Origin of the sequence: Curtobacterium sp. 1544 (assembly GCF_040544915.1) — a bacterium.
Lineage (GTDB): Bacteria > Actinomycetota > Actinomycetes > Actinomycetales > Microbacteriaceae > Curtobacterium > Curtobacterium pusillum_C.
Window position 1 is genome coordinate 57,941 of the sequence record NZ_JBEPKX010000003.1, and the last position, 13,157, is coordinate 71,097.

Sequence of the window (13,157 nt, forward strand, 5' to 3'; positions counted from 1 at the left end):
GTGCGGCCCGGGGCAGGTCCCCGAGCCGCACCGTCGTCCTACTCGGTCGGGGCGACGTCGAGCTGCCAGACGACGCCGAAGCGGTCGCGCAGCTGACCCGCCAGCGGTGCCCACGGTGTCGGGCCGAGCGGCTGGCGGATCTCGGCCTCTTCGGACAGCGCTGCCCAGTAGCGCTCGATCTCGGCCGCGTCGTCGCCGTGCACGAACACGTAGAACGCGTTCGAGCCCTGGTCGTACGGCTGGTCCGGCCAGACGTCGAACGCCATGACCCGGAAGCCGGCGTCGGTGGCGACCTGGCCCCACACGATCCGGTCCGCCCAGGCCGGGTCCTGGGAAGCGCCCATCGCGCCGTAGGTCATGGCGGAGACCTCGCCGCCGAAGACCGTGGCGTAGAAGTCGAGGGCCGCGCGGGCCTGTCCGTCGAAGTTGAGGTGGGTTGTCGTTTCGATGCTCATGAGACGAGCATCCGCGGTATTGCGGTCAGATCGTGGCCGCTTCTCCGGCGATACTGATCGACATGTCCGGTCCGTCCTCGCGCATGCTCGCGCTGCTCTCGCTGCTGCAGGTGCACCGCGACTGGCCCGGGGACGAGTTGGCCGGACGACTCGAGGTCAGCCCCCGCACGCTCCGGCGCGACGTCGACCGGCTCCGCGAGCTCGGCTACCGGGTCGAGTCGCTCCGCGGCCCGGCCGGCGGGTACCGGCTCGCAGCTGGCTCCGACCTGCCGCCGCTCCTGTTCGACGACGACCAGGCGGTCGCGATCGCGCTGGCACTCTCCGTGGCACCGGCATCGGGGGCGGACATCGCGGAGTCGGCCGCGCGGGCGCTCGCGACGGTCCGGCAGGTGATGCCGGCGCGGCTCCGATCACGGATCGACGCGGTCGAGGCGCTGACCACACCCGGTCCGACCCGGACCGACCCGGGGGTCCTCGTCGCCGTCAGCGAGGCCGTGCACCTCCGAGAACTCCTCCGCTTCGGCTACGGCGACGAAGAGACGCCGCACCGTGTCGAACCGCACGCGGTCGTCGCCCGCAACGGCCGCTGGTACCTGCTCGACTGGGACCTCGAACGCCAGGACTGGCGCACCCACCGGATCGACCGGATCACGCCGCGGATGCGGACCCGGGTGCCGTTCGCACCGCGGGCGATCCCGGGCGGCGACGCCGCGGCCTTCGTGTCCGCGCGGTTCAAGGGCTCGGCCCACGAGGACGTCTGGCCCTGCGTCGGCACCGCGGTCCTCGAGGTGCCCGCCCGGACCATCGCGCCGTACCTGCCCGCGGACGCCGAGCTCGAACCGCTCGGACCCGACCGGTGCCGAATCACCCGTGGATCGTGGTCGTGGGAGGGACTCGCCGCGGCGTTCGCTGCGTCGGCGGTGGACTTCACGGTGGAGGGCCCGGACGAACTGCGCGACGCGACCGCTGCCCTGGCCGAACGGCTGCGGGGCGCGAGCGCGCGTTAGCGAGGCGCATGCGTCCGCCAGGAGCGCGTTAGGGATCCGTCAGGACCGGCCTGGAGGCGCGGTGCAGGACCCAGCATCGGTTCGGCACCACACGTGGTGCCGTCCGCGTCGCCCGGCGCGGACCCCGTGACCTTCTGGAGTCCCTCGTGTTCGACGTCTTCGTCGTCGCCGGTGTCCTCGCCGTGTTCGGCGTGGTGGCAATGATCGCCAAGGGGGTGGAGCGGCTGTGATCGTCATCACCGTCGCGGCCGCCGTCCTCGGCATCGCCGCTGTCGTGTACCTCGTCTGGGCGCTCGTGCGCCCTGAGAAGTTCTGATGAGCACGTCGGACACGTGGGCCGGCATCGTCCAGGTCGCCACGCTCGTCCTGCTCCTCGTCGTCGCCTACCGTCCGGTCGGCGACTGGATGGCCCGTGTCTACACGCCGGTCCGGCACACCCGCGTCGAGCGCGGCGTCTACCGGGTGATCGGAGTCGACCCCGACGCTGAGCAGTCCTGGGCGGCGTACCTGCGCGGCGTCCTGCTCTTCAGCGTCGTCGGGCTGCTGGTCGTCTACCTGCTCCAGCGCATCCAGGTCGTGCTCCCCGGGGACCTCGGACTGCCGAACGTCGGACCGTCGCTCGCGTTCAACACCGCGGCGTCGTTCGTGGCGAACACGAACTGGCAGTCCTACTCGCCCGAGGCCACCGTCGGGTACTCGGTCCAGATGGCCGGACTCGCGGTGCAGAACTTCCTGTCCGCAGCGGTCGGCCTCGCGGTCGCCGTCGCACTCGCCCGCGGGTTCGCCCGTCGGAAGTCCGGCACCCTCGGCAACGTCTGGGTGGACATCGTCCGCGGGACCGGTCGGCTCCTGCTGCCGGGAGCGTTCGTGTTCGCGATCGTGCTCGTCGCCGGCGGTGTCATCCAGTCGTGGGGGAGCGGCATCGACGTCACGACCCTGACGGGTGGCTCGCAGCACATCCCGGACGGGTTCGTCGCCTCGCAGGAGGCCATCAAGGAACTCGGGACGAACGGCGGCGGGTACTTCAACGCGAACTCGGCGCACCCGTTCGAGAACCCGCAGGCGTGGACGAACCTCGTCGAGGTCTTCCTCATGCTCGTCATCCCGTTCTCGCTGCCGCGCACCTTCGGGCGCCTGGTGGGCGACGACCGGCAGGGCTACGCGATCCTCGCCGTGATGGGCACGATCTTCCTGGTCTCGCTCTCGGTGATGTCCGCGTTCGAACTCGCCGGGGCGGGAACGGCCACCCACGCGGCCGGTGCCGCGATGGAGGGCAAGGAGGTCCGGTTCGGGATCCTCGGCACGACGCTCTTCGGCACCACGTCGACCGCGACCTCGACCGGCGCCGTGAACGGGATGTTCGACAGCTTCACGCCGATCGGCGGGATGATGGCGCTCCTCAACATGATGCTCGGCGAGATCTCGCCCGGCGGCGTCGGCTCGGGGCTCTACGGCATGCTCGTGCTCGCCGTGATCACGGTGTTCATCGGCGGCCTGCTGGTCGGTCGGACGCCGGAGTACCTCGGCAAGAAGATCCGTGCCCGCGAGATGACCTTCGCCGCGCTGTACATCCTCGTCACGCCGACGCTCGTGCTGCTCGCCACGGGGCTCTCCCTGGTGATCCCGGGTGTCCGCGAGCAGGTCATCGGCACGTCGATCTTCAACCCCGGCAACCACGGCCTGTCCGAGCTGCTCTACGCGTTCACCTCGGGTGCGAACAACAACGGCTCGGCGTTCGGCGGCCTCACCGCGAACACGACGTGGATGAACTCCGCGCTCGGCGTCGTGATGCTGCTCGGCCGGTTCGTGCCGATGGTGTTCGTCCTGGCGCTCGCCGGGTCGCTCGCCGCGCAGGACAAGGTTCCGGAGACCGTCGGCACGCTGCCCACCCACCGCCCGCTCTTCATCGGGCTGCTCGGCGGCGTCGCCGTCATCGTCACCGCACTCACCTACTTCCCGGTGCTCGCACTGGGCCCGCTCGCAGAAGGACTGTCATGACCGTGACCACCGAGCCGGAACCGCGCACCGCAGTGGAGCCGGCCACCCGCTCGTCCGCATTCGGACCCCGCCAACTGGTGGCGGGCCTCCCGGGCGCCCTGCGGAAACTCGATCCGCGACTGATGTGGCGGAACCCCGTCATGTTCATCGTCGAGGTCGGCGCCGCGCTCACCACGGTCTCGCTGTTCGTCGAGCCGTCCGCGTTCACGATCGCGATCGCCGTGTGGCTCTGGCTCACCGTCGTCTTCGCGAACCTCGCCGAGGCCGTGGCCGAGGGCCGCGGCAAGGCGCAGGCCGACACCCTGCGGAAGACCCGTTCCACCACCACCGCCCGACGCGTGCTCCGGTACGAGGCGAGCGACGCCGCGGCGACCGGCAACGAGACCGAGGACGTCGCCTCGGTCGACCTCGCCAAGGGCGACGTCGTCGTCGTGGTCGCCGGCGAGGTCATCCCCGGGGACGGCGACGTCGTCGACGGCATCGCCTCGGTGGACGAGTCCGCGGTGACGGGTGAGTCAGCGCCCGTCATCCGCGAGTCCGGCGGCGACCGCAGCGCCGTCACCGGCGGCACCCGGGTGCTCTCCGACCGCATCGTCGTGCGGATCACCTCGACCCCCGGCGAGACCTTCATCGACCGGATGATCCGGCTCGTCGAGGGGGCCGCGCGGCAGAAGACACCGAACGAGATCGCACTGAACATCCTGCTCGCGTCGCTGTCGATCGTCTTCGTGATCGTCTGCCTCACGATGCAGCCGATCGCGGGGCTCGTCGGTGCGACCGTCAGCATCCCGGTGCTCATCGCACTGCTCGTGTGCCTGATCCCGACGACCATCGGCGCGCTGCTCTCGGCGATCGGCATCGCCGGCATGGACCGCCTCGTGCAGCACAACGTGCTGGCGATGTCGGGCCGTGCGGTCGAGGCGGCCGGCGACATCACCACGCTGCTGCTCGACAAGACCGGCACCATCACGTACGGCAACCGTCGGGCGTCCCGCGTGGTGCCGATCGCCGACGTCGGCGAGGAGGACCTGCTCGCCGCGTCCGCCCTGTCGTCCGCTGCTGACTCGACCCCCGAGGGCCGGTCGATCGTGGAGCTCGCCGCGGCCGCCGGTGTGACGACCGGACTGCCGACCGGGGCGACCGAGGTGCCGTTCACCGCGCAGACCCGCATGTCCGGGGTCGACCTGGCCGACGGCACCCAGGTCCGCAAGGGTGCCGCAGCGGCTGTGCTCGCCTGGGCCGGAACCGCCTCGGCCGGTGTCGCCACGGCGATCGACGAGACCGTCGTCGCCATCTCGGACGAGGGCGGCACTCCGCTCGTCGTCGCACGGCGTGACCCGTCCGGAGCCGTGTCGCTGCTCGGCGTGGTGCACCTCAAGGACGTCGTCAAGGACGGCATGGCCGCCCGGTTCGCGGAGATGCGCGAGATGGGGATCCGCACGGTGATGATCACCGGCGACAACCCCCGGACGGCTGCCGCGATCGCCGCCGAGGCCGGGGTCGACGACTTCCTCGCCGAGGCCACGCCGGAGGACAAGCTCGCGTACATCAAGCGCGAGCAGGAGGGCGGCAACCTCGTCGCGATGACGGGCGACGGTACCAACGACGCCCCGGCCCTGGCGCAGGCGGACGTCGGCGTGGCGATGAACACCGGGACGACCGCGGCGAAGGAGGCCGGCAACATGGTCGACCTCGACTCGGACCCGACGAAGCTCATCGACGTCGTCCGGATCGGCAAGCAGCTCCTCATCACCCGCGGAGCACTCACCACGTTCTCGATCGCCAACGACGTCGCGAAGTACTTCGCGATCATCCCGGCGATGTTCCAGCTCGCGTTCCCGGGGCTGGGAGCGCTGAACATCATGGGCCTGCACAGTCCGTCGTCCGCGATCCTGTCGGCGGTGGTCTTCAACGCGCTCGTGATCGTGGCACTCATCCCGCTGTCCCTCCGCGGGGTCGCCTACCGCGCGGCGTCCGCGTCGTCGATCCTCGGCCGCAACCTGCTCCTCTACGGGGTCGGCGGCGTGATCGTCCCCTTCATCGGCATCAAGCTGATCGACCTCGTCGTCGGTCTCATCCCGGGGTTCTAGTCATGGCATCTGCACGATCCACCTTCCGTTCCACGGGTGTGGCGATCCGCCTCACCCTGCTCAGCACCGTCGTCCTCGGCATCGCCTACCCGCTCGCGGTGTGGGGTGTCGGCCAGGCCGCGTTCCACGACCAGGCCAACGGCTCGATGGTGACCTCGTCCGACGGCACGACCGTCGGCTCGTCCCTGATCGGGCAGTCCTTCGACGGGAAGTCCGCTGACGAGTGGTTCCAGTCGCGGCCGAGCGCCGCGGGGGAGAAGGGCTACGACGCCAACGCGTCCAGCGGCTCGAACCTCGGGCCGAACAACCCGGACCTCCGCAAGGCGATCGAGTCGCGGCGCGCGGACATCGCGAAGGCCGACGGTGTGCCCGTGTCCGACGTGCCGGCGGATGCGGTGACGGCATCGGGCTCCGGTCTCGACCCCGACATCAGCCCGGCCTACGCGGAGCAGCAGGTCGCCCGGGTGGCTTCGGCCCGGGGCCTGTCGGAGTCGGCGGTGCGGAAGCTCGTCGAGCAGCACACCGAGGCCCGGCAGCTCGGGTTCCTCGGTGAGCCCGTGGTGAACGTCCTCGAGCTGAACCTGGCGCTCGCGAAGGCGTCCTGACCGTGCCGTCACGCCGCTGCCCAGGTCGGGCGCCCGCCGATACCGACGACCAGGTCGTCGTGCTCGTCGACGAGGCGCCGGACGGCGGCGGCGTGGCGATCGCACGGGCCGACGGTCTCGGCGAGGTGGGCCAGGAGCTCGAGCGAGTGCACGGGGGTGCGCTTCGGCAGGCCCGCCAGCCGCGCGACGTGAGCGGTGAAGAAGAGTGCCCCGCGCCGGGGAACGACGCGGGGCGGTGCAGTCCCACCCGATTTGAGGAAGCCGGAGCTCGAGCCTTGGTGGGAACCGTTACGAGGAGAATATCAGTCGATCGGATGCCCCGCAACCGCACACGCGAGAGGATGAGCACGTGAAGCGCGGGAAGCTGCGGGTCCTGCTCGGTGCGGCGCCCGGTGTCGGCAAGACGTTCACGATGCTCGAAGAGGGGCGCCGCCTGCTCGACGAGGGCCGGGACGTCGTCGTCGCCGTCGTCGAGACCCACGGCCGGGCCGCCACCGCGGCGCTGGTGGACGGGCTCGAGGTCGTGCCACGCCGTGTGGTGGAACACCGCGGGGTCGAGCTCGACGACATGGACCTCGAAGCGGTCCTCCGCCGGGCCCCCGACGTGGCATTGGTCGACGAACTCGCGCACACGAACGCCCCCGACGGCCGCCACGAGAAGCGCTGGCAGGACGTCGAGGAACTGCTCGCCGCCGGCATCTCCGTGGTGAGCACCGTGAACGTGCAGCACATGCAGTCCCTCGGCGACGTGGTCCGCGAGATCACCGGCACCGTCCAGCGCGAGACCGTCCCGGACGCGGTGGTGCGTGCGGCCGACCAGGTCGAGGTGGTGGACCTGGCACCCGCGGCGCTCCGTGAACGACTCTCGGACGGCCTGGTGTACCCGGCCGCCCGGATCGATGCGGCGCTGTCGAACTACTTCCGGCTCGGCAACCTCACCGCCCTGCGGGAGATCGCGCTGCTCTGGCTCGCCGACGAGGTCGACGACGCACTCAAGGCCTACCGCGCCGAGCACGGCATCGACCACCGCTGGGAGACCCGGGAACGCGTGCTCGTCGCCCTGACCGGCGGACCCGAGGGCGAGACACTGCTGCGCCGCGGTGCGCGCATCGCCGCCAGGAGCGCGGGCGGTGAACTCGCGGCCGTCCACGTCACGACCAACGACGGCCTCCGCGAGCGTCACCCCGGTGCCCTCGGGAAGCAGCGCACCCTGCTCGAACAGCTCGGCGGGACCTACCACCAGGTGGTCGGCGACGACGTCCCCACGACGCTGGTGCGGTTCGCGAAGTCGATCGACGCGACGCAGATCGTGATCGGGGTGAGCCGCCGCAGCCGTCTCGCCGCGGCCACCACGGGACCGGGCATCGGCAACACGGTGATCCGCGAGTCCGGCGACATCGACGTGCACGTCGTCACGCACGAGCGGGCCGGCGGGGGCTTCGCCCTGCCCAAGCTCGGCGGCAGCCTGTCCCGCGGCCGGATCGTCGCCGCGTTCGTGCTCTCCCTGGTGGCCGGCCCGCTGCTCACGTGGCTGCTGTCGTTCAGCACCGATCCGGACTCGATCACCGTCGACGTGCTCGCGTACCAACTGCTCGTGCTCGTCGTGGCGCTCGTGGGCGGGATGTGGCCGGCGGTGTTCGCGGCGGTGCTGTCCGGGCTGAGCCTCGACTTCTTCTTCGTGCAACCCCTGCACATGGTCACCGTGCAGCAGCCCTGGCACCTGGTCGCCCTCGTCATGTACGTGATAAGCGCCGTGCTCGTGAGCTTCGTCGTGGACCGGTCGGCTCGTCGCTCGCGTGCTGCCCGGCGTGCTGCGGCCGAGTCGGGCCTCCTGATGGGGATCGCCGGGAGCGTGCTCCGCGGGGACGACGCCCTGCAGGCACTCCTCGACCGGACGCGCGAGGCCTTCGGTTTCGCGGGCGTCCGGATCCGGCAGGGCGACGACGTCCCGGCCGCGTCGGGGACGTTCGGCGACGTGCCGGACGCGGCCACGCGCCTCCAGTCCGGTGCCGTCCTGGAGTTCGCTGGCGCACCCGACGACCCGACCCAGCGTCGGCTCCTGCGGGTCGTCGAGCAGCAGCTCGACGCCGCCGTCGAGCACCGTGACCTCACCCGTGCGGCGGTCGACGCGGAGCGGATCGCCGCGGCGGACCGCGTGCGGAGCGCCATCCTGGCGGCTGTCGGACACGATGTGCGGCGGCCGATCGCGGCCGCCTCGGCCGCCGTGCAGACGCTGCGTGCGTCCGACATCGAGCTGTCGCAGACCGATCGGGAGGCACTGCTCGCGACCGCCGACGAGAGCCTGCGTCAGTTGGCTGTCCTGTTGGCAGACCTGCTGGACGTCAGCCGTGTGCAGGCCGGGGTGCTCGCCGTCGCGCCGGTGGCACTCGCGATCGAGACGGTCGTCGCGCCGGCCCTGGACGAGCTCGAACTCGGACCGGACGACGTGGACCTCGACCTGCCGGCGGAGCTGCCGCAGGTGCTCGCCGACGCCGTCCTGCTGCAGCGCGTCGTCGTGAACCTGCTCGCGAACGCCGCTCGGTACGCTCCCGTCGGCACCCGGATCCGGGTCGCCGCGAGTGCGTTCGGCGGCGGGGTCGAGCTGCGCGTCGCCGACCACGGCCCCGGTATCCCGGACGACCGTCGCGGCGAGGTGTTCCAGCCGTTCCAGCGCCTCGGCGACACCGACAACGACACGGGTCTCGGGCTCGGACTCGCGCTCGCCCGCGGGTTCACCGAGGGCATGGGCGGGACCATCGAGGTCGACGACACCCCCGGCGGCGGGCTCACCGTCGTCGTGCGGCTGCCGATCGCCGGACACCTGGGAGTGGAGATCCGATGAAGGGCCGAGTGCGATGAAGGTCTTGATCGTCGACGACGACGCCCAGCTCGTGCGGGCGCTCGCGGTCACGCTCGCCGCCCGGGGCTACGACGTCGTCACCGCCCGCGACGGCCGCGCCGCGATCGACGCCGTGATCACCGAGCGGCCGGACCTCGTGCTGCTCGACCTCGGGATGCCGCGGCTCGACGGCATCGGGGTGCTCGAGGGCGTGCGCGCGTGGTCGCAGGTGCCGGTGCTCGTGCTCTCCGGTCGGACGGACTCGTCGGACAAGGTGGACGCGCTCGACGCCGGCGCGGACGACTACGTCACGAAGCCGTTCCAGATGGACGAACTGCTCGCGCGGCTCCGTGCCCTCGGCCGGCGGCAGGTCGCGGCGGCGTCTGCCGCTGGTGCGACGCCGACGGTGTCGGTCGGCGACCTGGTGGTGGACCTCGTCGCGAAGCAGGTGACGCCGTCGTCCGGCCCGGCCATCCGACTGACCCCGACGGAGTGGCGGCTCCTGGAGGTCCTCGTCACGAACCCCGATCGCCTGATGACGCGCGAGATGCTGCTCACCGAGGTGTGGGGACCGACGCACGGCAACGACTCCGGGTACCTGCGGCTGTACATGGCGCAGCTGCGGCGGAAGCTCGAGCCGGACCCGTCGCACCCGCGGTACCTGGTGACGGAGTCGGGCATGGGGTACCGGTTCAGTCCCGCGGGATGAGCACGCTGGCGGGCCCGTGGCGGGCGTGTGTCGAGCCCGTGGCGGGTGCGTGTCGTGCGGCTGTCGTGGCCGTGTCGTGGTCCGGGGACGGACGCTTCCCTAGTGTTCTGGGCATGAACGAGATGCGGATCGCTGAGCTGCGACGACACCGTGGATGGACGCAGGAACGCCTTGCCGAGGCGAGTGGGATCGCAGTGCGCACCGTGCAGCGCATCGAGCGCGGGAGCGACGCCAGCCTCGAGTCGCTGTCGTCCATCGCGAGTGCGCTGGAGGTGCCCGTACGGGAGTTGTTCGCCGTCGACGATGCGGGCGAGCGAACGCTCGGGCCCGAGGTCCGAGGACTCGACGAGCGGACGTCCTCGGAGCAGGCCCAGCGCGATGCGTTCATCCGTGGATGGCAGCACCTGTACACGGGGGTCGGGGTACTGGTGACGTTGGCGGCGGTCGCCTTGGTGGCCACCGACGTGGTCCCGTGGGTCGTGTTCCTCGTCGTGCCCGCGTACTGGGCCGCAGGGTCGCTGCTGTCCCGGTTCCTCAAGGCCACCGTGCTGGACCCGTGGCTCGACCGCCGGTACCCGCTGTCGCGGGTGGGCGCCACGCCCGGGCCCTGACGGCGGGACGGTGACTGAGCAGTAATCGTCGGGTGCGCGGTGCGGTACTCGACGATTGCTGCTCACTCGACGCGTCCGCCACCCGTCCACCCCGCGCCCGCGACCTCCGCGGTAGCGTCGGGGCGTGACGATCGAGCTGCGCCGGGTGACGGCGGACGACTGGGAGACCTGGCGCCCGGTCCGCCTGGCGGCGCTCGCCGAGGCCCCCGACGCGTTCGGGTCCACGCTCGACGACTGGGCGGACGCGCCGGAGCACCGGTGGCGGACCCGGCTCTCGATCCCGGGAGCGCTCGACCTGGTGGCGTACGACGGCTCGGCGGCGATCGGCATGGCGAGCGGCGTCCCCGGTGACGAACCCGGGACCACCGAACTCATCTCGATGTGGGTCGACCCGGTCGCCCGCGGCCGCGGTGTCGCGACCGACCTGATCCGCGCGGTCGTCGGATGGGCCGCCGGGGCCGACTCGCACACGCTCGAGCTCTCCGTGATGCCCGACAACGCAGCCGCCCGTCGGACCTACGAGCGGAACGGCTTCCTCGTCGCCGACGGGCCCGGGGACCCGCTGCCGGACGGCCGGCACGAGGTCCTCATGCGCCGCGACCTCACGGCGGAACGCACCCTCGCCGCGTACGAACACGGCGCCGAGCAGTACGCCGACCGCACCGACGGCCACCGATCCGGCCTCGTCGACGACCTGGTCGCGCTGGTCACGCCGGGGTCCCACGTCCTCGAACTCGGTTCGGGACCCGGTCGTGACGCCCTCGCGCTCGAGGACGCCGGACTCGTGGTGGACCGGACCGACGGCGCGCACTCGTTCGTCGAGGCGCTCCACGCCGACGGGCACACGGCACGCGTCCTCGACGTCCGGTCGGACGACTTCGGCGGCCCGTACGACGCCGTGTTCGCCAACGCGGTCCTGCTGCACGTCGCGCGCGAGCTGCTCCCGACCGTGCTGGAACGCGCCCGCGAGGCCGTCCGCCCCGGCGGGGTCCTGGCCGCGACGTTCAAGCACGGCGACGGCGATGCCTGGAGCACCCGCAAGCTCGACCGTGCCCGGCACTTCACCTACTGGACCGACCAGGACCTGACCGCCGTCGTCGAGCGAGCCGGCTGGACCGACGTCGTGGTCCGGGACACCACCCGCCCCGGCGCCGACGAGCGCTGGCTGACCGTCACGGCCCGTCGGCCGGAGGAAGCAGGACGACCGTGAACCGAGCACTCCGTTGGACCGCGGGGGTCGTCGCCGTGGTCGTCCTGATCGCAGTGGTGTTCCTCGTCTGGGCCAACATCGTCATGCAGGGCACCCGCAGCGCCGCGCTGCAGGTCTGGCGGGACGACCGCGTGTCCGTCCGCGACGCCGGTGACTCCGTCGTGATGACCCCGACCGGGACCGCGAACGGTGTCGGGATCGTGTTCATCCCCGGGGCGAAGGTCGACCCGTACGCGTACATGGCGACGTTCCGGCAGGTGGTGGCGTCCGGCACGACGGTGGTCATCACGAAGCCGACACTGCACCTCGCCTTCTTCGACACCCGTCCGCTCTCGACGTTCGAGGCGCACGCCCCGTCCGTCACGCGGTGGGCCGTCGGTGGACACTCGCTCGGCGGTGTGCGTGCCTGCCAGCTCGCCCCGGACGCGGACGGCCTGCTCCTGCTCGGGAGCTACTGCGCGAACGACATCAGCCGCTCGTACATCAGCGTGCTCAGCGTGTCCGGATCTCGCGACGGCCTCTCCACCCCGGCGAAGGTCGACGCCGCACGGCACCTCCTGCCGTCGAACGCGACGATGACGGAGATCCAGGGGTCGAACCACGCCGACTTCGGTGCGTACGGCGCCCAGCCCGGCGACGACACGGCGACGATCTCCCGTGCCGACGCCCGGCAGCAGATCAGCGCGGCGATCGAGGAGTGGGTCGGGACGCTGCGCTGACCGCGCGCACGGCTCGCGCCGGGACGAGACCGACGTCCCCGAGCGTGTCGATGCCCACCCACGTCGGACGGTAGCGGTTCTCCGCCGTCGTGCGTCGGGCCTCCGGGGAGTTCGGCCCCAGGGCCGGTTCGTCGCCCGTCACGTGGACCCGCAGGTACACGGCGGGGGCGTCGCGGTCGACCCCGACCGGCAGCAGCTCCTCGACGACCCCGTCGAGGCCGGTCTCCTCACGGAGCTCGCGCAGGCACGCCTCCTGCGGAGTCTCCCCGGCCTCGACCGCACCGCCGGGCAGCACGGCGTACGACCGTCCGTCGCGCTGGCGGAGGACGACCAGCACCTCGTCCCCCCGCACGGCCACTGCGACGGCTCGGATGCGCAGGGCTCCAGCCTGTCCGGTCATGCCCCGACGGTAGCCGGTGCGGGCTGCTGCTGGCAGCATCGGGGCATGGCCGTCGTCGCGTTCGACATCGACGTGCTGCGGGCGATGATCGGCGGCTGGCGTGACGCGCTCCGCCCGGCGGGCATCGTCGCCCGGGAGATGGCGATGGCGGCGATGCGCGCGCACCTCCGTTCCGGCCGGGACGTGATCGTGCCGCAGTACGCGCGGAGCGCTGCGTTCGTCGACGAGCTCGCGGCGCTCGCAGGGGACGAGGGCGCGGTGTTCGTGGAGTGCGCGCTGGACGCCGACCCGGCCGAGGCGGACCGGCGCTTCGCCGCGCGGGCCGCCTCCGGACCCGGCGTCCACGGTGATCTGGGCGGCGATCGGATGGTGGACGTGGCGGTCGGCCTGGAGGCGTTCCTCACGACCCGCAGGCACGTCACCCGGGTGGGTGGTCCGGCCCAGGGCATCGGTGCGGTCCTCGACCATGTCGACGCCGCCGTCGCCGCGGCGCGGCTGCAGGGGTGATCCCTCC

The 13,157-nt window shown here is 71.9% G+C and carries 14 protein-coding genes; 11 read left to right on the forward strand and 3 right to left on the reverse strand.

Going from position 1 to position 13,157, the window contains the following annotated elements:
• Positions 1-38: 38 nt before the first annotated feature.
• Positions 39-455, reverse strand: a complete 417-nt coding sequence (locus ABIC61_RS02950; protein ID WP_354028766.1) for a VOC family protein — start codon at positions 453-455, stop codon at positions 39-41.
• Positions 456-517: 62 nt separating this feature from the next.
• Here ABIC61_RS02950 and ABIC61_RS02955 point away from each other — a divergent pair, with 62 nt between their 5' ends.
• The 5 genes from ABIC61_RS02955 to kdpC all read left to right on the forward strand — a co-directional run bounded on the left by ABIC61_RS02955 (position 518) and on the right by kdpC (position 6,155).
• Positions 518-1,462 (forward strand): helix-turn-helix transcriptional regulator, encoded by a 945-nt coding sequence (locus ABIC61_RS02955; RefSeq protein WP_354028767.1) that lies wholly within the window; start codon positions 518-520, stop codon positions 1,460-1,462.
• Positions 1,463-1,688: 226 nt separating this feature from the next.
• Entirely contained in the window at positions 1,689-1,778 is a 90-nt protein-coding gene (locus ABIC61_RS02960; RefSeq protein ID WP_354028768.1) for a potassium-transporting ATPase subunit F, read from the forward strand.
• Complete coding sequence (gene kdpA / locus ABIC61_RS02965) at positions 1,778-3,460, forward strand: potassium-transporting ATPase subunit KdpA (RefSeq protein ID WP_354028769.1); 1,683 nt, start codon at positions 1,778-1,780, stop codon at positions 3,458-3,460. Before ABIC61_RS02960 ends, kdpA begins: the two co-directional genes overlap by 1 nt.
• Positions 3,457-5,550, forward strand: coding sequence for a potassium-transporting ATPase subunit KdpB (gene kdpB, locus ABIC61_RS02970; RefSeq protein ID WP_354028770.1), 2,094 nt, complete (start codon positions 3,457-3,459; stop codon positions 5,548-5,550). The genes kdpA and kdpB overlap by 4 nt, the downstream gene beginning before the upstream one ends.
• 2 nt (positions 5,551-5,552) lie before the next feature.
• Complete coding sequence (gene kdpC, locus ABIC61_RS02975) at positions 5,553-6,155, forward strand: potassium-transporting ATPase subunit KdpC (protein WP_354028771.1); 603 nt, start codon at positions 5,553-5,555, stop codon at positions 6,153-6,155.
• An 8-nt stretch (positions 6,156-6,163) separates the two neighbouring features.
• Here kdpC and ABIC61_RS02980 read toward each other — a convergent pair whose 3' ends face one another.
• On the reverse strand, positions 6,164-6,307 hold the full coding sequence (locus ABIC61_RS02980) for a hypothetical protein (protein WP_354028772.1): 144 nt from the start codon (positions 6,305-6,307) through the stop codon (positions 6,164-6,166).
• A 197-nt stretch (positions 6,308-6,504) separates the two neighbouring features.
• Between ABIC61_RS02980 and ABIC61_RS02985 the strand changes: the two genes are divergently transcribed.
• From ABIC61_RS02985 to ABIC61_RS03005, 5 genes are all read left to right on the forward strand, one after another.
• Entirely contained in the window at positions 6,505-8,997 is a 2,493-nt protein-coding gene (locus tag ABIC61_RS02985; protein WP_354028773.1) for an ATP-binding protein, read from the forward strand.
• Positions 8,998-9,010: 13 nt separating this feature from the next.
• Positions 9,011-9,703, forward strand: coding sequence for a response regulator (locus ABIC61_RS02990; protein ID WP_144753528.1), 693 nt, complete (start codon positions 9,011-9,013; stop codon positions 9,701-9,703).
• A 113-nt stretch (positions 9,704-9,816) separates the two neighbouring features.
• The gene (locus ABIC61_RS02995; RefSeq protein WP_354028774.1) at positions 9,817-10,314 is read left to right on the forward strand and encodes a helix-turn-helix domain-containing protein; all 498 of its coding nucleotides are present in this window, start codon (positions 9,817-9,819) and stop codon (positions 10,312-10,314) included.
• A 124-nt stretch (positions 10,315-10,438) separates the two neighbouring features.
• Positions 10,439-11,524, forward strand: coding sequence for a GNAT family N-acetyltransferase (locus ABIC61_RS03000; protein ID WP_354028775.1), 1,086 nt, complete (start codon positions 10,439-10,441; stop codon positions 11,522-11,524).
• The gene (locus ABIC61_RS03005; RefSeq protein ID WP_354028776.1) at positions 11,521-12,243 is read left to right on the forward strand and encodes an alpha/beta hydrolase; all 723 of its coding nucleotides are present in this window, start codon (positions 11,521-11,523) and stop codon (positions 12,241-12,243) included. The genes ABIC61_RS03000 and ABIC61_RS03005 overlap by 4 nt, the downstream gene beginning before the upstream one ends.
• Here the strand turns inward: ABIC61_RS03005 and ABIC61_RS03010 are convergent.
• Entirely contained in the window at positions 12,203-12,643 is a 441-nt protein-coding gene (locus ABIC61_RS03010) for an NUDIX domain-containing protein (protein ID WP_354028777.1), read from the reverse strand. The genes ABIC61_RS03005 and ABIC61_RS03010 overlap by 41 nt on opposite strands.
• A gap of 45 nt (positions 12,644-12,688) precedes the next feature.
• Between ABIC61_RS03010 and ABIC61_RS03015 the strand changes: the two genes are divergently transcribed.
• Entirely contained in the window at positions 12,689-13,150 is a 462-nt protein-coding gene (locus tag ABIC61_RS03015) for a P-loop nucleotide/nucleoside kinase family protein (protein ID WP_354028778.1), read from the forward strand.
• The last annotated feature ends 7 nt before the right edge of the window (positions 13,151-13,157 follow it).